The sequence below is a fragment of the Gemmatimonadaceae bacterium genome (assembly GCA_030647905.1).
Classification (GTDB): domain Bacteria; phylum Gemmatimonadota; class Gemmatimonadetes; order Gemmatimonadales; family Gemmatimonadaceae; genus UBA4720.
The window spans coordinates 298,191-318,016 of record JAUSJA010000026.1 but is presented as its reverse complement, the minus strand read 5'-3'; the positions used below and the strand labels follow the sequence as shown (position 1 = coordinate 318,016).

Annotated in this window: 18 protein-coding genes; 6 read left to right on the top strand and 12 right to left on the bottom strand. The window is 57.0% G+C overall.

Annotation, left to right across the window (positions count from 1 at the left end):
- The first annotated feature begins 38 nt into the window (after positions 1-38).
- The 3 genes from Q7S20_07725 to polA all read left to right on the top strand — a co-directional run bounded on the left by Q7S20_07725 (position 39) and on the right by polA (position 4,688).
- Positions 39-1,316, top strand: a complete 1,278-nt coding sequence (locus Q7S20_07725) for a GWxTD domain-containing protein (GenBank protein ID MDO8501718.1) — start codon at positions 39-41, stop codon at positions 1,314-1,316.
- A 96-nt stretch (positions 1,317-1,412) separates the two neighbouring features.
- Positions 1,413-1,622: a cold-shock protein gene (locus tag Q7S20_07720; protein ID MDO8501717.1), complete on the top strand. Its 210-nt coding sequence runs from the start codon at positions 1,413-1,415 to the stop codon at positions 1,620-1,622.
- 78 nt (positions 1,623-1,700) lie between these two features.
- A complete protein-coding gene (polA, locus tag Q7S20_07715) occupies positions 1,701-4,688 on the top strand; it encodes a DNA polymerase I (GenBank protein ID MDO8501716.1) in 2,988 nt (995 codons plus the stop codon).
- 4 nt (positions 4,689-4,692) lie between these two features.
- Here polA and Q7S20_07710 read toward each other — a convergent pair whose 3' ends face one another.
- Together Q7S20_07710 and Q7S20_07705 are read right to left on the bottom strand one after the other, a co-directional pair.
- The gene (locus Q7S20_07710; protein ID MDO8501715.1) at positions 4,693-5,676 is read right to left on the bottom strand and encodes a 1-acyl-sn-glycerol-3-phosphate acyltransferase; all 984 of its coding nucleotides are present in this window, start codon (positions 5,674-5,676) and stop codon (positions 4,693-4,695) included.
- Positions 5,673-7,106: an MFS transporter gene (locus tag Q7S20_07705; GenBank protein MDO8501714.1), complete on the bottom strand. Its 1,434-nt coding sequence runs from the start codon at positions 7,104-7,106 to the stop codon at positions 5,673-5,675. Before Q7S20_07705 ends, Q7S20_07710 begins: the two co-directional genes overlap by 4 nt.
- Before the next feature lie 339 nt (positions 7,107-7,445).
- Here Q7S20_07705 and Q7S20_07700 point away from each other — a divergent pair, with 339 nt between their 5' ends.
- Positions 7,446-8,144 carry a hypothetical protein gene (locus Q7S20_07700; GenBank protein ID MDO8501713.1) on the top strand — a complete coding sequence of 233 codons (699 nt, stop codon included), beginning with the start codon at positions 7,446-7,448 and terminating at the stop codon, positions 8,142-8,144.
- Positions 8,145-8,163: 19 nt separating this feature from the next.
- Here the strand turns inward: Q7S20_07700 and Q7S20_07695 are convergent, their stop codons facing one another.
- The 8 genes from Q7S20_07695 to Q7S20_07660 form a co-directional block, all read right to left on the bottom strand.
- Positions 8,164-9,078 (bottom strand): ABC transporter permease, encoded by a 915-nt coding sequence (locus Q7S20_07695; protein MDO8501712.1) that lies wholly within the window; start codon positions 9,076-9,078, stop codon positions 8,164-8,166.
- Complete coding sequence (locus Q7S20_07690) at positions 9,075-9,989, bottom strand: ABC transporter permease (GenBank protein ID MDO8501711.1); 915 nt, start codon at positions 9,987-9,989, stop codon at positions 9,075-9,077. The genes Q7S20_07695 and Q7S20_07690 overlap by 4 nt, the downstream gene beginning before the upstream one ends.
- Complete coding sequence (locus Q7S20_07685) at positions 9,982-11,427, bottom strand: ABC transporter ATP-binding protein (protein ID MDO8501710.1); 1,446 nt, start codon at positions 11,425-11,427, stop codon at positions 9,982-9,984. Before Q7S20_07685 ends, Q7S20_07690 begins: the two co-directional genes overlap by 8 nt.
- A 52-nt stretch (positions 11,428-11,479) precedes the next feature.
- The gene (locus tag Q7S20_07680; GenBank protein ID MDO8501709.1) at positions 11,480-12,244 is read right to left on the bottom strand and encodes a Nif3-like dinuclear metal center hexameric protein; all 765 of its coding nucleotides are present in this window, start codon (positions 12,242-12,244) and stop codon (positions 11,480-11,482) included.
- Positions 12,241-13,236, bottom strand: a complete 996-nt coding sequence (locus tag Q7S20_07675; protein ID MDO8501708.1) for a BMP family protein — start codon at positions 13,234-13,236, stop codon at positions 12,241-12,243. The genes Q7S20_07680 and Q7S20_07675 overlap by 4 nt, the downstream gene beginning before the upstream one ends.
- A gap of 84 nt (positions 13,237-13,320) precedes the next feature.
- The gene (locus Q7S20_07670; GenBank protein MDO8501707.1) at positions 13,321-14,226 is read right to left on the bottom strand and encodes a ParB/RepB/Spo0J family partition protein; all 906 of its coding nucleotides are present in this window, start codon (positions 14,224-14,226) and stop codon (positions 13,321-13,323) included.
- Complete coding sequence (locus Q7S20_07665) at positions 14,216-15,007, bottom strand: AAA family ATPase (GenBank protein ID MDO8501706.1); 792 nt, start codon at positions 15,005-15,007, stop codon at positions 14,216-14,218. Before Q7S20_07665 ends, Q7S20_07670 begins: the two co-directional genes overlap by 11 nt.
- A 327-nt stretch (positions 15,008-15,334) precedes the next feature.
- Entirely contained in the window at positions 15,335-15,859 is a 525-nt protein-coding gene (locus Q7S20_07660; protein ID MDO8501705.1) for an SIMPL domain-containing protein, read from the bottom strand.
- A gap of 295 nt (positions 15,860-16,154) precedes the next feature.
- Here Q7S20_07660 and Q7S20_07655 point away from each other — a divergent pair, with 295 nt between their 5' ends.
- Positions 16,155-17,063 carry a DMT family transporter gene (locus Q7S20_07655; GenBank protein ID MDO8501704.1) on the top strand — a complete coding sequence of 303 codons (909 nt, stop codon included), beginning with the start codon at positions 16,155-16,157 and terminating at the stop codon, positions 17,061-17,063.
- Here the strand turns inward: Q7S20_07655 and mnmG are convergent.
- Positions 17,060-19,000: a tRNA uridine-5-carboxymethylaminomethyl(34) synthesis enzyme MnmG gene (mnmG, locus tag Q7S20_07650; protein MDO8501703.1), complete on the bottom strand. Its 1,941-nt coding sequence runs from the start codon at positions 18,998-19,000 to the stop codon at positions 17,060-17,062. The genes Q7S20_07655 and mnmG overlap by 4 nt on opposite strands.
- A gap of 87 nt (positions 19,001-19,087) precedes the next feature.
- Here mnmG and Q7S20_07645 point away from each other — a divergent pair, with 87 nt between their 5' ends.
- On the top strand, positions 19,088-19,348 hold the full coding sequence (locus tag Q7S20_07645) for a hypothetical protein (protein MDO8501702.1): 261 nt from the start codon (positions 19,088-19,090) through the stop codon (positions 19,346-19,348).
- Here Q7S20_07645 and Q7S20_07640 read toward each other — a convergent pair.
- On the bottom strand, positions 19,345-19,755 hold the full coding sequence (locus tag Q7S20_07640; GenBank protein ID MDO8501701.1) for a hypothetical protein: 411 nt from the start codon (positions 19,753-19,755) through the stop codon (positions 19,345-19,347). The genes Q7S20_07645 and Q7S20_07640 overlap by 4 nt on opposite strands.
- Positions 19,756-19,826 lie beyond the last annotated feature (71 nt).

The following is a 19,826-nucleotide window of genomic DNA, read 5'->3' as shown; positions in this document are numbered from 1 at the left end:
CCCCCGGTTCTGTTCCGGCTCCGGTCGTTACCGGATCCGTGGAGCAGGGCCGCGATCCGACCACCATTTACAATCAGATGGGCCTCATTGCTACCGGGAGTCCCCTCTCGTACGTGGGCAAGATCGCTTATTTCGCCGCACGCAGTCCGGAGATGACGATAGTTCTCGCGAGTGTCTCGATTTCCAACCGGACGCTCAGCTTCGTTCGGGATGGAGACACTTACCGTGCGTCCTACGAGGTGAGGCTCAAGCTGAGCCAGGGCAATACCGAGATCAAGACGGTTGACGCCCTCGAGATTGTGCGGGTAGCCACGTTCAAGGAAGTGAATCGCACCGACGAGAGCGTAATCTTTCAGAACTATTTCGAAGTACCCCCGGGTAAGTATACGATCTCATTCCTGGTAAGGGACGCCGCCAGCAACAGGAGCGCAGCACAGGAAGGCGCCATCACCGTTCCTCGTCTTATTCAAGGGCGTCTCTCGACTCCAGTTCTCGTCTACGAGGCGAGCCATCGGTCAACGCTCGATTCACTACCGCGGGTTCTGGCAAGCCCGCGCTCCAGCGCGGTATTCGGACAGGACAGTACGGTTTCCGTCTATCTGGAAGCATATGGCCAACAGGCACGGCTTCCTGTCTCGTTTGTCGTTCAGAACGATCGTGGGGCGGTTACCTGGCGCGACACGACTGTTCTGGAGAGGACGGGCGGACTGCTGAGTGGAGTGGTAACAATTCCAATATCCCGCGTCGGGATAGGCATTGCGAACGTCACTTTCACACATGCCGACGCGACCGATACGGTAAGGACTCCGGTCTTCGTCAGCTTCGGCAGCGACATACCGCTTCTCTCCTACGAAGATCTAATGAGCCAGCTGCGGTACTACGTATCGCCGGAACGGCTGAAAATGTTGCGGGAGGCTCCGGTGGAGCAGCGGGGACAAGCGTGGGCGGCGTTCCTCCGGGCTAGCGACCCCGCTCCCGCCACCCCGGAGCACGAAGGCTTGCAGACATACTTTGCCCGATTGCGGCTAGCTGGCATTCGTTTCCGGGACGATGGCAGCGCCCGCTCGGGATGGCTTGCCGACCGCGCACGAGTCTTTGTCGTATTGGGAGAGCCCGATCAGCTCTACGAGCAGACTACGAACAGTCCGGTAACTCGCACGTCCGTGTCGCAACGCGGCCGGCTCCAGTACTGGGAGTATGGCCAGTATCGGGTCAGGCTCATTTTTTATGATGAATCCGGCTCGAGCAGATGGCGACTGACGCCGATCAGCGAGACGGAGTTCCAGAACATAAACGCACGTCTCCTGATTCACTGAAGTGGATGCACAGGCGCGGATTATTAGCGACTTGACAAAAATCCGGCTCGATTCTATATAGGCGCGCACCCGAATCACATGCCGGAGGCGGTTCAAATGGCAAAGGGAAAGGTGAAGTGGTTCAATGACGCCAAGGGATATGGCTTCATCGAACAGGACGGTGGAGAAGACGTGTTCGTTCACTTCTCTGCGATCTCGATGGAAGGGTTCAAGACGCTGGCAGAGGGACAGCAGGTGGAGTTCGACATCGAGACCGGCAACAAGGGCCTGCACGCGACCAACGTTCACACGATGGTCCCGGTCTAACGCCGGAACGGCTCAAGAACTGAAGGTCCTGACGGCCCCTGTCTGCGGAACCCCGACGGGGGCGCCTTATATTCAGTGATGCAGCTTCCGGAATCCCCTCGTCTCTTTCTGGTAGATGGATACGCGCTGATCTACCGCGCCTTCTACGCCCTGATTTCGCGTCCTCTCACCACGAGCAAGGGTGAGAATACATCAGCAGTATGGGGGATCTCGAATTTCCTCCAGAGGCTGCTCGACAGGCACAAGCCGGACTACCTGGCATGGGTCCATGACTCGGGCCTTTCTTTCCGGCATGAAGTCTATCCGGCGTACAAGGCGACTCGCGAAAAACTGACGGAGGAACTCCAGGCGGACTTTGATCGCGGAATGGACAGGATATGCCAGCTTCTCGAGGCGTATCGTATCCCGGTCGTGACGCTCCCCGGTTATGAGGCCGATGACGTTATCGGCACGCTCGTGGCCAAGGGCCTCGAGCAGAAGCTGAACATCGTTATAGTCTCTGGGGATAAGGACTTCCAGCAGCTCGTAAAGCCGGGAGTGTGGCTGTTAAACCCCGGGCGTGGTGGTCCAGCGGGAGTGGAGGAACATTGGGTCGGAATGGAAAACGCGAGCGAACGCCTTGGCGTTCCGCCGCATCATGTCACCGACTACCTGGCGCTGGTCGGAGATTCTTCGGATAACATTCCCGGGGTCCGTGGTATCGGCGACAAGACTGCCTGCGAACTCGTAGACCTGTATGGCACCCTGGAGTCCATCCTGGAGCACGCGAACGAGATCCCGAAGAAGCGTCCCCGTGAGGCGCTGCTGCAGTACGCCGACAATGCCAGACTTTCCAAGGAATTAGTAACGATACGAGACGATTTATCCGTATCGTTTGACGGTGAGCGAATGCGCCTGCACGAGCCGGACTATGCAAGGCTTCGGGATCTTTATATGGATCTCGAGTTCCACTCATTGGCAAAGACGGTCGGTGCGCTTGCCGCACAAAGCCCGGCTTCTGCTGAATCCGTAAAGATTGAAGCGAACGATCCTGTCGTCGAAAAGGTCTCGTACACGATCGTGGACGACGTCGAAAAGGTGACTGCTCTCGTGGCTCGTGCACGTGATGCAGGTATGATCGCACTGGCTACGGAAACGGTAGTAAATCCCGATAGTCCACTCAAGGTTGACCCGATGAGGTCCACCCTCGTGTCAATCGCCATCGCTGTCGCGCCCGGAGAGGCGTACTACCTGCCTCTCCGCCATTCGACAGGACAAGGATTGCAGGGAGAGCTCCTAATTGACGCCGCTGGCGATCGTTCGGCGACAGACGCCCCTGAGGACAGAGGCCTGATCAGAGGTGGTGATGAGCCGCTGACCAGCGGCTCCAAGGCAAGGAGGGCAACGGCTTCGGCTGGCACAGGCGGAGTCACGCTTCAGGAGAAGCAGCAGCCAGGAAACGCCGCCAGCGCCGTGAGAAACCTGCCATCCATCAGCTCGGATGAGATGAGACCCTTGAGGGATCTGCTCGAAGATCCAGCGGTGAAGAAAACGGCCCAGAATGCCAAATATGACGTGCTCGTGCTTCGTCGTGCCGGAGTAGGTCTTCGGGGTCTGGATTTCGACACGATGCTTGCCAGCTACGTTCTTGATCCCGGTAGAAGATCACATGGTCTCGATGTACTGGCCCTCGAGTTTCTCGAGTACTCGATGATGTCGTATACAGACCTGTGCGGCAAAGGAAGATCGGCAATTCCATTCGACGAATGTCCGGTTGAAGCAGCACGTGACTATTCGTGCGAGGACACCGACATGACCCTTCGGCTCCGGAGCATATTCGAACCGCAGCTCGACAGCTCGGAAGTCCGTCCTCTTCTGGAGAATATCGAGATTCCTTTAGTGGGCGTGCTTGCCGACATCGAGTGGACGGGAATATCCATAGACGTGTCGTGGTTTCGCTCTCTCAAAGAGCGCTTCCGGCGCGAAAGAGAAGCTGTGGAAAAGCAGATCTATGCTGCCGCCGGTACCGAGTTCAACATCAACTCGAACCCCCAGTTGCGGGAGATCCTCTTTACCAGGCTCGGGCTTCCGACGCTTAAGAAGACAAGCACTGGACCTTCAACCGATGCGAGTGTTCTTCAGGAGCTGGCCGATGCGGGACATCTGCTCCCTGGCCTGCTCATGGAATATCGCGAGCTCGCCAAGCTCGAGAACACGTACCTGGATGCCTTGCCGGCCATGGTGAACCCTGAAACGGGTCGCCTGCACACTTCCTTCAACCAGACAGTTGCCGCAACCGGGCGTCTCTCATCCAGCGATCCGAACCTTCAGAACATTCCGATCAGGCGGGAGCTCGGACGCGATATCCGACGTGGATTTATCCCCCGTCCAGGATGGATTCTGCTTACTGCTGACTACTCGCAGATAGAGCTACGTCTCCTTGCGCACCTATCCGGCGATCCTGCTTTTGTGGAAGCATTCAATGCGGGCGGAGACATTCATCGTCAGACCGCAGCAATCATCTTCGATGTCGGTGTGGATCAGGTCACAGCCGAAATGCGCGCTCGTGCGAAGACGATCAACTTCGCAACGATCTATGGACAGGGAGCTCATGCGCTTTCGCGCCAGCTGAAGATCGAGCACGCGGAGGCCAAGGAGTTTATCCTTCGCTACTTCGAGAGGTTCAGCGGGATCAGGAAATATCTTGATTCGAGTGTCGAGTTCGCGCGCGAGCATGGATATGTTACTACCATCTTCGGCCGGCGCCGCTACATACCTGAGCTACGCGAGCGCAACTTCAACATCCGCGCATTCGGAGAGAGAACTGCCGCAAACTCTCCGATACAGGGATCTGCCGCTGACCTGATCAAGATTGCCATGATCCGGATTGACGATTCGCTCAAAACTGCTCGACATTCAGCGAAAATGCTTCTCCAGGTTCACGATGAGCTTGTGTTCGAGCTTCCAGTGGAGGAGCTTGAAGCAGTTCGGTCGCTTGTCAAATATGAGATGGAGCACGCCGCCAGCCTCTCCGTTCCACTGGTGGTAGAGACGGGAACAGGCATTAATTGGCTTGAGACAAAGTGATGATTCAGCGAATAATGGGCTCTCTGTCCGGCCTCGAATGGTATCTGAACGCAGCCCAATAAGCTCCCACGGGAAGCATTGCGACATAAAACACCGCCCACCACAAGCCGGCTAAGGCCCAGGCAATCGCGAACTGCACGATGTACGATGCGAGTATGAAGATGAGCGCGAAAATAATCGTCAGCATCGCCGGATCGTCAGGTGATCGGCTCTGACGGATGGCGAGATCGCGTGCGTAGTTGATGATGTAGCGATGGGTGAGCTCACCCCATGCGGCAAGCGGTGATGCCAGGGGACGAATTCCTCTCTTTCTCCTGATCGAATCACGATCTGGCGATGGCTCCGGTGTTTTCAGCGACACCGCGGCAAGTCTCTGCGCGACGTTTGCGGTCAGATCGTCAACTCCTGTTGGTCCGAGACTGTCCATCAACACGGGATCGCCGACTTCTGCGAGAACCGCAGTTCCCGGCTTGCCCTTGTCCTCGAAGCTCAAGCCGAGCGGCACGATCCGCAATCCGCGAATACCTCTTTCGTCGCGTGCTGCCAGCGCAATCCTGGATACCCCTGTCTTGAGTGGAGCCAGCGCCGCCTCGCTGTGACTTCTTCCTTCTGGAAAGATGAGAACCATTCCGTTTCCTTCGAGGACGTCCAGAATGCTCTCGAACGCACCCGTGTTACGCGCCTTATGCGAAGTGCTGCTTTTAACGCGGTTCCTCTCGTCGCTCGCTCTTCGCAATGGTACGACACCGAGGATCGGAAACAGCCAGGCGAGAAATACGTTGTCCATCAATGTCGCCTTGGCGGTGAGCGTAAGCCTTCGAGGAGCGACCCAGCCTGCGATGAGTGCATCCACAAGTGCGTTGTGATGGCTTGCCGCGAGAAGAACCGGGCCGTTAGCGGGAAGGCGCTCCCTACCAACGACTTGAATACTTGAGTAAAACCAATGAAGCGCTATTCCCGTGAACCAGCGCAGCAGTCCGTAGATCACGCCCCGCTCTGCACGTGCCACTTGTCTGGAACTTTCCAGAGCAGGACAAGCGACAACAACATCCCGATGGCGACAGTCATGACTGCTGCTCGATATGCCACACCGGTGCCGAACGAGGGCAACAGGCCATCAACGGTCCATCCCCAGATCAGCGGACCAGCAATTGCCGCGGCGCGAGAAGACAGGACCATCAGGCTGAAGAATCTCGCCGCCTCGATATCAGGAACGAGGGTAAGAAGCAACGGCCGCTCCGCTGTCGCCACCCCGCCGAAGATCAGTCCTATGGCTGCGCCGACTATCCAGAACGAAAACTTGCTGGGCACCACTATCATCGCTATCAGGAGCACGACCCAACCGGCGATCACGAATACCAGACTCTTCTTCGGCCCTATCCTGTCCACAACCAGCCCGATGAGATAACTGCCGATCACGGCAGGCACAGTGAGAACCACGAAAAGTGTGACTTCCTGGCCCTTCTCGAATCCCATGGCCATCACAGCATACAGTGCCATGTACTGCACGATCGTACCGATTGCGTCCTGGTAGAGAAACGACGCGAGCAGGAAGCGCAACGCACCCGGGTATTTTCTGGAATCACGAAGCGTGTCGATGACACCCTGGAATGCTTCCTTCCATGCAATTCTCTGTTTCCCTGTCTTTGCGTTGTGATCTTTGCAAAACAGAAATAGCGGAAGAGAAAAAAGCAGGAACAAAATTGCTGTAGGTACGAAAGTTGACACTCGACCTGCATGCCCGGTGAACGGGATGCCCGCGCGGAGAAACCCAATCACTTCGGCAGGCAGAGCTCCAACTACCGGCATTACGCCGTTGAAGAACGGAGAGACCAGAAGCACGCCTACGATCGAGCCTACATATCCGAGAGCGGTTCCTGCTCCGGACAAACGACCGAGCTCGTTCGGCGGCACAAGCTCGAACATCATCGCGTTGTAGAATGGCATTGCTCCCTGGTACGCCCAGTTCGCAACAATGAACGCGGTTAGAATGGCAACGGCGGGAAGACCGGCAAGCGTGTACGAGGCAACCGAGGGATCTCTGACAGCCTCTCCAATCAACGGAACCATGGTCTGTCCAATGATGCCCATTACCATGGTCATCGCGACCGCGATGATGGTGAACCCGACGACCCAGGGCTTACGTCGCTGGGTTGCATCGGAGATCGCCCCAAAAATGGGAATCGATATCACCACCAGAAGGGACGATACGCTACTCGCAACAGCAGCCATGGTATTCGATGTCCCTACGTCCCTGACCAGCCACACCGCGAAAAACAGCGTCGCGATGTTCATCGAGAAGATGGTATTGGAGAAGTCGTAAAGAGCCCAGCTCCACCTCTCTCTCGCCGGAGCCCTGACGGCTATTACATCACCTGTGTCCGTAATGACCGGCTGCGTGTGTTCAGCATGCGACATTGAGGAGTTCCGGTGGCGGTTTCTGTCATTCTTACGCTTGTTGCATGGGGGACATATCTGCTCGCAACTCGACGGACTGGTTCGAGGGGCTGCAAATTATCACCTATGATACGGCAACGCCCCCTGATTTCTCTGCCCGTCTACCTTCTTGTGATCGCCAGTGCGTGCAGTGGTGAGAAAGCCTCACCTCGGACAGATTCGGCATTGGCAGCCCACCTTCCTGCTGCTCAGCTTCCGTCGCCAGTTGCCAATACGGGGTGGGATGAAGCTGTTGCAGGCCCGGTGATACTGGTCCCTGTGTCAGACAGTGGCGCTCGTGCCGCGGTGGTTCTCCCGTACTTGACTGACAGTACTCTGTCTCATGCCTCGGCCTTTCAACTCGACTCACTTGCAAACCTGCCAGTCGACCTGTTCGGTCCTTCGGGTGCAATTGCTTCGGGGACGTTGCTCGTTGTGTCGCAGAAATCGAATATGGAGTGCCCGTCGTGGCCTGTGGCTTCTCTTTTCGGATCTCTGGAGCGTTCCTGGCGTGTGGGTTTTCGCAAGGGCGTTGCCCAGCCGCTACCGCTCGATTCGCTTGAAGGAATGAACTCGAGCGACTCTTCGCTGATCTCGACTGAGCTTGCACGATTGGCATCGGCTGTGGCTGAAGGCGCTGACCCGGCGTTTCGCGGGCTACCGTTCTCCATTAGAAAAGCTTATCGGTTCTCGATGGGCGCCACGTCTGTCGTCGTCGGAAACGTTCTGCGGAAGATCAATGAAGAAGCGAACCCGCGTGAAGAGAACCTTCTTTTGATTGCTGAGCGTTCTCCGTCTACAGACGGCAAATATGTCGTAGCATTTCAGAGTCGCGCGACAGGCTCGGAAGATCTTGTACGCACGAATGATGTGCTCGGGGCCGTACGCTTCGTTCGCACGAACCGACTTGCTGTAGTGGTAAGCTTCGAGTACGAGGACGGCGGGAGGATCATCCTGCTCGATAGAGTTGCCGACACGCAGTGGAAGATCACGTGGCGAAGCGCTTACGCGGGATGCTGAACCGGGTGGTGGTTGCGGTTCAGGACTGGTCGTGCCATTTGCCAAGACTGGCCGGAGCGGAGGTTTTTCCTGCGATGCCGGCTAGGCCGAGTAGCGTTAAGACGTATGGAAGTGCCAGAAAGGCCTGGTATGGTAATAACCACCCCATTGCCTGAAAGAGATACTGCAAAGCGCTGGCAGCTCCGAATACAACTGCAGCAGCGGCAACCCCAAGGGGGTGCCAGCGACCCAGCACTACGATTGCAACGGCGATGAACCCGCGTCCCGCTGACATCCCTTCGGCAAAGGATCCTGCCTGAGCGATAACCAGCACACCGCCCGCGATTCCTCCCAACGTTCCGCCGAACAATACTGCCGCAGTCTGTACCTTGCGGGTCGAAATACCTGCAGCTGTTGCAGCCCTCGGGTCTTCTCCGGTTGCGCGAAGCCCAAGGCCGGTGTGGGTGTGATACATCCACCACCAGACGGCCGGGACGAGCAGGTATAGTAGATACGTGATGGATGGCTGCGCAAATAACGCGCGTCCGATGACAGGAATGGATGAAAGGCCTGGCACTTCGGTCACGCCCATCGTTGGAATGCTGAGCGCTGCACCGGCTGCGCCATAGACCTGCCGGTACATCGTCGCTGTCAGACCAAGGCTCAAGAGGCTGACAGCGGTTCCAGCGATGATCTGATCTGCGCGAATACGCACAGTGAAGAACGCGAATAGCGTGCTGATCAATGTGCCGGCGATAGCAGCCCCGACGAACCCGATCCACACGCTTCCTGATCCAGCTGCGACGAAGCCTCCAAATGCACCGGCGATGATAGCGCCCTCGAGGCCGATATTGATAACGCCAGATCTTTCAGCGACGGTTTCCCCCAGTGCGGCAAATGCGAGGGGTGTCGCGGTGCGAATGGTTCCTTCCAGGAACGTCTCGAAAGCGATCACGAAGTGGTGACCCTTCTCGCGGCGAACAAAACGCGGCCGCGTACGCTGGCAATTGTGAGCGCCGCAAGAATGAATGCCGCCTCGGCCACTGATGCGAGCGAAGACGGAATTGCCAGCTCACGCTGCAGCGCGATCGCCCCAGTCTCGAGGACTCCGAAGAAGATTCCAGACGCAATAACGCCCAGTGGGTTCAGTCCCGCGATCAGCGCGACTGCAATTGCGGTATAGCCGTAACCAGGGGAGATGTTCTCGTAAAGAGCGAAAGTCACTCCAGTCACCTCGATGCTGCCGGCCAGTCCGGCAAGCGCACCGCTCACGAGGAATACAATAACCGATGTTCGTTCGACGTTTATCTGACCAACGCTCCACGCAGCGTCAGGAGAAGCGCCGGTTGCACGAATTCGGAACCCTGCCACGGTACGTCGGAACACCCAGGCAGTGAGGAGCCCAAGTGCCACCGCAATTGCGAACCCTAGATGCAACCGGGTTGGTGGCAGAATGATCGGAAGCTGCCCGATGCCTGTAATTGATTTTGTCTGCGGGTAAATGTGGCTTGGCTCCTGAAGCGGACCTCGTACGAGATAAGAGACCAGATGAATGGCGATGAAGTTGAGCATTATCGTGCTGATGATTTCCAGCACATGAAACCGTCTCTTCAGCTCTGCTGCGATTCCGGCCCACAACGCACCGGCAAGCAACCCGGCAAGCAGAGCGACAACGATCACACCTCTGCCAAGAGCAGGACCGAATGCGAGCGTCACCGCAGTAGAAGCTGTTGCTCCCATCAACAGCTGGCCCTCAGCGCCAATGTTGAAGACGCCACCGCGAAACGCGAGTGCGACGGCGAGACCGGCTATGATGAGCGGAGTGGCTCGGACGAGCGCATCAGCCAGCAGAGACAGCTCAGCCACTGGTACCGGTTGCAATATCGGTGGCGAGAAGAATCCTGCCGATTTCATCGCGGTCGGGCCGGGCCATTGTGATGCGGCGGTTATTGATCACAGCGACACGGTCCGAAAGCTCGACAATTTCATCCAGGTCGCTGGAAAAGAAAATGACTGCAGCTCCGCTGTTGCACGCGCTTCTCATTTTTGCATGAATTGATGCGGCAGCGCTTACGTCGAGTCCCTGGGTCGGATTATCGAGAACCAGCAGCGAAGGGTTGTCGGCCAGCTCACGACCGAGCACAAAGCGTTGCTGGTTTCCGCCCGAGAGCTGTTGTGCTGCCATGTCGGGGCTGTCGGCGCGTACATCGAACTCGCGGACGATCGCAGCCGTTCGATTGCGCAGGTCCTTCCATCGTAGCAAGCCTTTCCTTTTACCTGCCCCCTTTAGTGCGAAGTTCTCGGTAAGAGAGAACTCTGGAACGATCGCGTCCTGCTGACGGTTTTCGGGAACGAACCCGACGTGAGACGGAAGCTCAATCTGCCCCGATTTCGGGGCAAGTCTTCCTGCCAGTATTCGCAGCAGGCCGTTTGCCGCTCCCTCGAGCGCAGCAACCCCAAGAATCTCGCCTGCGAACAGCTCCAGGCTTACTTCAGAATCCGAGCAGATACCACGGTGATCCGGTAAGGGTACCGAGTGTATTTGCGCAACGACGTCAGTCCGGGTCACCGGCTTCCGTGTTTCCTGAGATTGCATATCGGATAAGCCGATCATGGCAATCGCAAGCGTGGATCGTGTTACATCGCTTACGGGAGCGTTCATCACGAAGCGGCCACGCCTGAGTACGGTTACTTCATCCGCGTGATCGAGAACGTCCTGCAGCCTGTGCGTAATGAGCACTACGCTCCCTCCGGATTCGGCAAACAGTCTCAACTGTCCGAACAACTCACTGGTATCCCTCGGAGTGAGTACGGCTGTTGGCTCGTCGAGAATCAGCACAGACGCGCCGTGTGCCAAAGTTCGCACGATCTCGAGCTTCTGCCGGTCTGCTGTAGCGAGATCCGAGACCCTGGAAGATGGATCGAGCTTGAGGCCTGTTTGCTTTCCTACTTCGGCAATTCGTTTCGCCGCTTCATCGAAGCGATACAGTCCTCTTCCGCCCAGGGCAACATTTTCCGCCACTGTCATTGCGGGAACCAGCGAAAAGTGCTGATGCACCATCCCAATGCCTGCGGCAATCGCTTCGGCGGGAGAAGAAAGCCGACGCCTGACACCTGCGACTACAATCCATCCGGTATCCGGTGGGATCATTCCGAATGCGATGCGCATGAGAGTGGTCTTGCCGGCACCGTTCTCACCGAGCAAGGCGTGGATCGTGCCCGGACGGATGATGAGAGAAACGTTGTCGAGTGCGGTCAGTGTTCCGAATCGTCTGGTTATCTCATGCAGCTCGAGCGCCGGCAAGACCACTCTCATGCGGATCCGGCTCGCGTTGTTGGGAATTGCTGATGCGTGATCAAAGACCCGTGGGCGCGTGAATCATCGTCCATTCGAGATTGAATTTCTCTGCCAGATGCTGAGCGAGTGCGCCTACTCCGAGCGTCTCTGTCGCGTAATGGCCGGCGTAAATGATGATAATGTCAAGCTCGGCTGCTTCTACCGCTGTCCAGTGCGGCCCCTCCCCGACGATCAGAGTGTCCACACCAGTCTCGGCCGCCTCCTGCAGCGTGTCTGCGGATGCTCCGCCTCCGGTGCAGATAGCCCATCGCAAAGTGCGTCGGCCTTCCGGGATGACTGTCGTGACAACATCACCGCCATGAGTCTGTGCGAAGCGTCTCGCGCGTTCCAGCAACTCGTTGGTGGCGATGTCGGCATTGCCGCTCACTCCAATGGCGATGCCCTTGTATTGAGCGAACTCGCCGGACGCCCCGAGTCCAAGCTGTCTGGATAGTAGCACATTGTTACCAAAGATAGGGTGCCGGTCGAGGGGCAAATGTGATGCGTACACGGCGATGTCGTTTTCCAGCAGCATTCTCAGTCTCTCGTAAGCGGGACCCGTGATCGGCCTCAGACCGCCCCAGAACATTCCATGGTGCACGAGCAGGAGATTCGCCTTTTCCTCGATTGCGTGTGAAATGGTTCGTGTCGAGAAATCCACACATGCAGCGATCTTGCGAATGGCTCCGCCGTTTGCGAGCTGTAGACCGTTGATGGCGTTCGGATAATCGGGAATGGTGCTCGTTTCAAGGAGCGTATCGAGGTACCTGACGATCTCTATCACTGGCTTGTAGCCCCCCGGAGCGAATCGGGAAGCGGCCTGGTGCGAAAGGATCCGATGATCATTTGCCTCTCCGCGGAATCAACTGCTGCGAGCACATCCGCCGGTATCGTGTTTGCGATACGCGAATTGAGAACGAAGTTCACGACATCATCATGAATGCCGAGGGAGAATACATGCCCGGTGAAATTGGCCTTCTTTACTTCTCTTGCGATCAGCAGGAATGCGTGCGGGAGATCTATGACTACACTGCCAAGGGTCTGCTGTGGAGTGATGTCGTTCTGGTTCGAGTTTGAGCCAATGATGTAAACGCCTTTTGCTTCCTTTACCGCTTGAAATATTCCAAGACCAGCAGCGTCGGCGTTTTGGAAGATCACGTCCACTCCGCGCGATATCTGTGCAATTGCCTGCTCTTTTCCTGCACTGACGTCGTCCCAATTTCCGATATACGAAACTACGATTCTGACTTTTGGATTTACGGATCTTGCTCCTTGCCCGAAAGCTGCGAAGCTCTTTGCGACCGGCGGGAGCTCGGTTCCTCCGATTACGCCGAGGATGTTCGATTTTGTTACGTGTCCTGCAATCATCCCGGCGAGGTATGAAGCCTCCTCGAACCCGAACTCGGCTCCTGCGACGTTCTTGGCTACACTTGTCCCGGAAGTCGTGACGTAGACCGTATTTGGAAAGTTTGGCGCAACCCGTAAGGCAGCGTCCTGAAACTCAAACCCATGACCGAATACGAGGTTGAATCCTTTTGCTCCATACTGGCGGAAGTTCTCATCGAATTCAGCTGGCGTTCTGGTCTGAATGTGACTGACCTCGGCGCCGAGACTGTCTCGGATTGCCATGAGCCCGGCGTAGGCGCCTGCATTCCAGGACTTGTCTGAGATTGGACCGGGCGTGAGAAGAGCTACTTTGAATGTGGCCTTCGGCTTCCTGGCTGTGGCTGCGTCGTGCCCCGAACAGGCCCCCAACGTGATTGCGATAATCGTCACTATGGCTGTGGATAACAAGCGAACAAAGCTCATAGTGTGTTGAGTAACTTATTTAAGGGCAAGGACTTAGACCAATTGTTGAAATCAACGTGGATGGTTTGTTAACCCAATGATGTCAATGACTCGGTCAAGATCTTCCGGGGAATAGAAGTCAATCACAAGGGATCCACGATTGCCGGGCTTGAGAGAGATCACTACATCTGTCTGAAGGTATTTGCGTAAGCGTTGTTCAAGGCTTCGAATTTCTGCCGGTCGGTCGTCAGTCTTTCTTGGACGTCCCCTCCGGGTGGCCGAATCCCCTGCTGCAGCCTCCCGTACCCTACGCTCCACTTCCCGCGCGCTCCAGCCATGTTGTACGGCCTGTCTCGCAAAGGCGGTAATTCTGGCTCCGTCATCCAGAGCCAGAAGAGGTCTTGCCTGTCCCGCCGACAAGTGTCCTTCCTGAATAAATGCCCGCACCGACTGAGGCAGCTGGAGAATTCTGAGGACGTTCGCAACCGTGGATCGGTCCTTTCCGACGATACCAGCCACGGTTTGCTGAGTATACCCGAATTCTCTGATAAGTTGATCGTAGCCTTCGGCTTCTTCGATGGGGTTGAGGTCGGTTCTCTGAAGATTTTCAACTAGCGAAAGTGTCAGTATCTCCTGATCGCTCAGCTCCTTCACGAGCGCGGGAATCTCAGTCCATCCGAGATTTATCGCTGCGCGCAGTCGCCGTTCGCCTGCTATCAATTGGTATCCGCTTCGTTTTGGCGCTGAGCGAACTGTCACAGGCTGCAGCAGGCCGTTCGCATGCAGGCTCTCCTGTAGCTCCTTGAGTTCTACAGGTCCGAAGTTTTTTCTTGGCTGAAATGGATTGGGTTGAATCTGGGCAAGCGGGATGTTGCGAAGGGCGCTCTGCTCGCGTGCGCCCTGGGCTTGTCCACCGGTCGGGTTAAAGAGGGCATCGAGCCCGCGTCCCAGCCTTCGCGTCGATTTTTCAGGTGTCATGTTGTCCGTTTCCTTGGAGAGTCCGCGCAATCAGCTCGCGGGCGACGCTCATGTAGGCTTTTGCGCCGACGGAGCTGATATCATAGAGGATTATCGGCTTTCCGAAACCTGGTGCCTCGGCAAGTCGCACATTCCTGGGAATCACCGTGTCGAAAACCATTTCCCCGAAGTAGTCGCGGGTATCAGCGGCGACCTGCCTGGAAAGATTGAGACGCGCGTCATACATGGTTAGCAATACGCCTGTGATGCCAAGGGACTCGTTTACTCCGTGCTGGATGCGATGTACGGTGTTCAAAAGTTGAGAAAGCCCCTCGAGCGCATAGTACTCGCATTGCAATGGAATAAGCACAGCGTCTGCGGCAGCCAGCATATTTAGCGTTATCAGCCCAAGCGATGGCGGGCAATCGATCAGAACGAAGTCGTAGTCGTCGCGAATTGGCTCCAACGCTTCGCGCATTGCCATTCCCCGGCGCTCCTTGTCGATGAGCTCCACCTCGGCCCCAGCTAAGTCAGGTGTGGCCGGCACGACGTCGAGGAGATCGAAGTGGACTTTCCTGTGAAGTGACTCGCCGATGGGGGCGGCTCCTATGAGGACGTCATACAGAGTGACATCGAGATCAGCAGCGGAGAGGCCTATCCCGCTGGTGGCATTGCCCTGGGGATCTCCATCGATCATCAGGGTTTTTTGCTCTGCCGCCGCGAGGCTCGCAGCCAGATTTACAGTTGTCGTGGTCTTTCCGACACCGCCTTTCTGATTGGCAACCGCTATTACTCGACCCACCGGCACCCGTGATGTAGAATTGTGCCGGAATGTACGAAGGTCGGCGGCCCCTTGGCAGGGGCGCCAGCCTTAAAAGTTGTTTCACGTGAAAAATCGGCCTTAGGGATTCAATGTGCCACGTGGAAACAGCCTTAGCGTCCCGAGGGAGCGAACCTCCAACGCGTGGTGATGTCCACAGCCACGGTTTGATCCCCGGGTGAAATGGGCGTATCAGACTCTACAGATGCGACCGTACCACGCGCCTTGAGTTCGAACGAACGTGGGGGTGGAGGGAAATAAGCCCCGATACTCACCTCGAGCAGCCCTGTAATGGACCCACCCGCCGCCCTAGCGGCCGACTCGGCGTCCGACCGCCGCCTTGCGTACAGCCAAGGCGATGGCTTCCTGGCGAGCAGCCTCGGTATTTGAGGCGTAGAATTGAAGCGAAGTGATCATGTTCGCTCCCTTCGCCAGAGCCGCATCGATCGCAGGACCAAGCAGCGTCAGTGACTTGAGCTCGACCGAGAGCGTATTCGTCACGTTGTAGCCAACTACCACCGGCTCTCTGTTAGGCTCATAACGCTGCTCGGGGTAAACGCTGTAACTGATCGTCGCAATGTCGCTCGAGCCAATGCCAAGAGCTCGCAGCGCGTCAATCACAGCCTTCTGCTTCCGCGCATTCACAGTGGCAGCTGCCGCAGCAGTCTCCGCCTTGGTCTGAACGCTGATCTGAATAGTGGCACGGTCTGGCACAACTTTTACCTCTCCGCGGGCGCTAACGCCAATTTGTGGAATTGACGCATTACTGTCTGGTTGCTGCGCTATTGCTGGCGTTGAAAACAATGTCAATACGCCAAGAATTACTTTTCGCATGATCGTATTCTCGTTTCCATGGATGTGGATTGTTGCCCGACTCGTTATTGAATTGGCTCAGGCCAAGTGGGGGCTCTGCAAAGGTGGATGCACGAGTCCATTGCAAGGGCCGTAGCATCCCGGCGGTAGATCTCAGGGCGCTACCCGTAAGCGATGCGTCCGTTAGCATGGAGCTCAACCATTCTGCTCGTCATTGTGCGTATCCTTGCTTGAGTCGGGGAAAAATGGCGACGGTGTAACCCGGCGAGCTAGCAATCGTCGACGAGTCTCGTATTCAATGATCGTAGATTGAGGCATGCTGACGACGAATGACCGAGGAGCAGGACGTGCAACGCTTCTAATCGTGCTTTCCGCTTGCGGTTTCGGATCACTCAGCACGCTGACACTCTTCACGACACGCGCGGGCTTGCCGCTGCTCCCTGCAATGTTCTGGCGCTACTTTCTTGCGGCGGCATTTCTGGTAGTGGTGTTGCGTGGCGCCGCCTACAGGGAGGTAACCCGGCAACAGGCATTACGGCTTGTTTTGGTTGGTGGCTTTGGCCAGGGCGTCATTACCTATCTCTCCTTGCGCGCGCTGGATTATCTCCCGGTTGGCCCACTTGCGTTTCTCTTTTATACGTATCCTGCCTGGGTTGCCCTGATCGCTGCAGTAACGGGGCGTGAGGAGGTCACTTTGTGGCGTCTGCTCGCCCTGGTTATCGCGATGGCAGGAATCGTTGTGATGGTGGGTGCCCCCGATGCTGCTTCGCTCGCTCCGGTGGGTGTCGTTATCGCTCTCGGAACTGCATTCCTGTACGCGCTCTATCTGCCGGCGCTGCAGAAAGTGCAGGAAGGCGTGCCGGCAATGGTTTCGACGTTTTATCTCGTAACTGGCGTACTGATCGCGTTTCTCGCAGGCAGTGTCTTTATGCATGAGTTACAGGTTCCTGCATCGTTGACCATATGGAAGTACCTCGTTCTACTCTCCATGGTCAGTACGGTGCTCGCGTTCGCTACTCTGATTGCCGGTCTTCGCGTTCTCGGCCCGGTACGCACTTCTATCATCGCTACGATCGAGCCCTTCTTCACTGTGACGCTAGGGGTTCTGCTTCTCGGTGAGTCGTTAACGCGAGGCACACTTGCAGGCGGCGCAATGATCGCCAGTGCAGTTCTTCTGCTTCAGTGGACCGGCAGAGAAAGTCCTGTTGCGGATCCGCTGCGCTAGTGAAGCAAGGCGTGTGAGCGTTTTTTTTCGATTTCTATCACCAGATTCTGGATGTCGCTCGGGCTCACACCGGGAATGCGCGACGCCTGTGCAAGAGTGCGCGGTTGAATTGCCTCAAGCTTCTGACGTGCTTCGTACGAAAGCGACTGCATCTTGGCGTAGGGCAAATCGCCGGGAATCGAAAAGTTTCCCATCACGCGCATTCTTTCCGCCTGCGCGCGCTCGCGCTCGAAGTAACCCGAGTATTTGATCTCGAGATCTGCAGAGAGAAGTGATTCTGACGTAAACGTGGACTCGACACCAGCTGCTTCGAGTAATGCGCCCAACGAGACACCGTGCCGCCGGGCAAGCTCGACAATCTTGACCGGGTGCGCGATAGCGGCTGTATTCGCGGAATCAAGCAGCGAACCGGCTTGCGCGGGACTGATGCTGGTTGCCCCTGCGACTTCATGAATACGCCGTCCCTCATCGAGCTTTCGTTCCAGAATTCCTTTCTCGCTCTCGTCGTAAAGGCCCAGCTTGAGCCCGATCGGGCCCAGCCGCTGCAACGCATTGTCCTGCCGGATGGTGAGACGAAACTCGGATCGCGACGTGAAGAGACGGTACGGTTCGTCGACGCCGCATGTCACGAGATCATCGGCAAGTACTCCGATATACGAAGTCTCGCGACCGAGTATGAGAGGGTCACGTTCTCGAACGGAAAGGCCGGCGTTGATTCCAGCGAGCGCTCCTTGGCCGGCTGCTTCTTCGTAACCGGTGGTGCCGTTGATCTGGCCAGCGAAGTAGAGACCACCAATCGCTTTTACCTGGAGCGTCGCGTCGAGCTGAGTGGGCGGATAATAGTCGTACTCGATTGCATATCCGGCGCGGTTCATTCGAACATTCTCGAGGCCGGGAACCGTCCGCATGATGTCAAGCTGAACCGAAGCCGGAAGAGAGGTGGACAGGCCGTTGACGTAGAGCTCAGCGGTGTCATGCCCCTCGGGCTCGAGGAAGAGCTGGTGGCGCTCTGCATGCGGGAAGCGAACCACCTTGTCCTCCACCGACGGACAATACCTCGGACCACGTGCTGTGATCGCACCGCCGTACATCGCCGATTTACCGATGTTCTCCTGAATGATCTCCTTCGCCGGCGCTTCGAGATATGTGATCCAGCAAGGGAGCTGTAACGGATGGCGTGAAAGGCCGTTATCGCTGCGTGACGTGCGCCAGAAGTGAGACCACGAGTAATCGAACTGATCGATCTCGCTCTCCTGTCGCTGAAGCTTCGAGTAATTCACCGACCTGCCGTCGATCCGTGGTGGCGTGCCCGTCTTGAAGCGAGACACGGTCAGACCGGCGCTTTCGAGCTGCTCTGCCAGGTGTGTCGCCGATGATTCGCCGGCGCGTCCGCCGGCGATGCTGGTGTCCGTGCCGATATGTATTCTGCCGCGCAGAAAAGTGCCCGTGGTGATGATGACGCAGCGACTGGCGAAGGCACGGCCTTCGAGCGTCTCTACTCCCTGGACGTGGGTGCCCGACGCGTTGAGCAGCAGCCGAGCGACGGTTCCCTGAATCGTCTGAAGTCGGTTTTGCTCTTCGATTAGCGAGCGAGCTGCGCGCCGATAAAGGCCGCGGTCACACTGCGCGCGCGGTGCCCATACTGCAGGCCCCTTACTGCGGTTGAGCATGCGGAACTGTACAGTAGCGAGATCGGTTGCCCGGCCCATGATTCCGCCAAGGGCATCCACTTCGCGTACTACCGTACCTTTGGCAACTCCGCCGATCGCGGGGTTGCACGACATCTGACCGATGGTTTCAAGAGAGCTCGTTATCAATCCGACGCTGGCACCGGTTCGGGCAGCGGCGACAGCGGCTTCGGTGCCAGCGTGACCCGCGCCAACCACGATGACGTCAAAGCGGGCTTCTGTGGAGCGCAGGGAATCAGATGCGGACATTAGATTGAAATTAGCGATGCTGTTGTGGAGATTGTCAGCGTCATTACCGCAGAGAGACCAGGAATGCCGCTTCAGGTATCGGCAGAGTTGCCAACGATATTCGTCAGAAAGGAATCATTCGAACGCACCGGCCTCACCCGCTCGGATATCGATCTGCGTTTCAATCTGACCGATGCGGAGTTCAGGATCGAGGGAAGCCTGATAGCAATCGGTCCGCTTCCATCGGATGAAACAGTCGGTCCTCTGGTCGAGTATCTGGAAACGAAGGGCATTTCCTACTACGACGATTTCTTCGAGCTGAGCGGAAACTGGCCGGAATGGCTCAGTCTCTACGTGATGCGAGCCTAGAGACGCTGCTCCACCACCGACCAGAGCTCGACTTGGGCGACGCCATCTTCGACAGTGTCGATGACGACCTCGGTACCGATTGGTATTTCGGAGCCATCAACGGCTCGCGCGGGAAGAGTGTGTCTCTGGTCCCAGGCGAAGTAGGTGATTTCGCCTGATTCGTATTCGCCTATCGTGCGGGTCACCGTGGCCACCTGTCCGTTGATTTCCTCGCCCTCGCCTGGAGTGGCGGGATACCGCAATGCCCACTTTGCCATCAGTACCGACATTCCTGAATAAGCGGCAGTCCCGACGCAGACGGCGAGCAGGAGTATTACAACCGGCCCCAGTCCGGTCCGGGTGTACAGGAGGTATCCCCCTGAGCCGAATCCAGCCGCGAGCGCGGCCACGGTGGGAGGATTGAACATCGGTGAAGGTTTCGCTGAGCGTTGCCGCCGCCAGCGCTCAGCGCCATGCAGCATAGCATGAACAGCGAGTG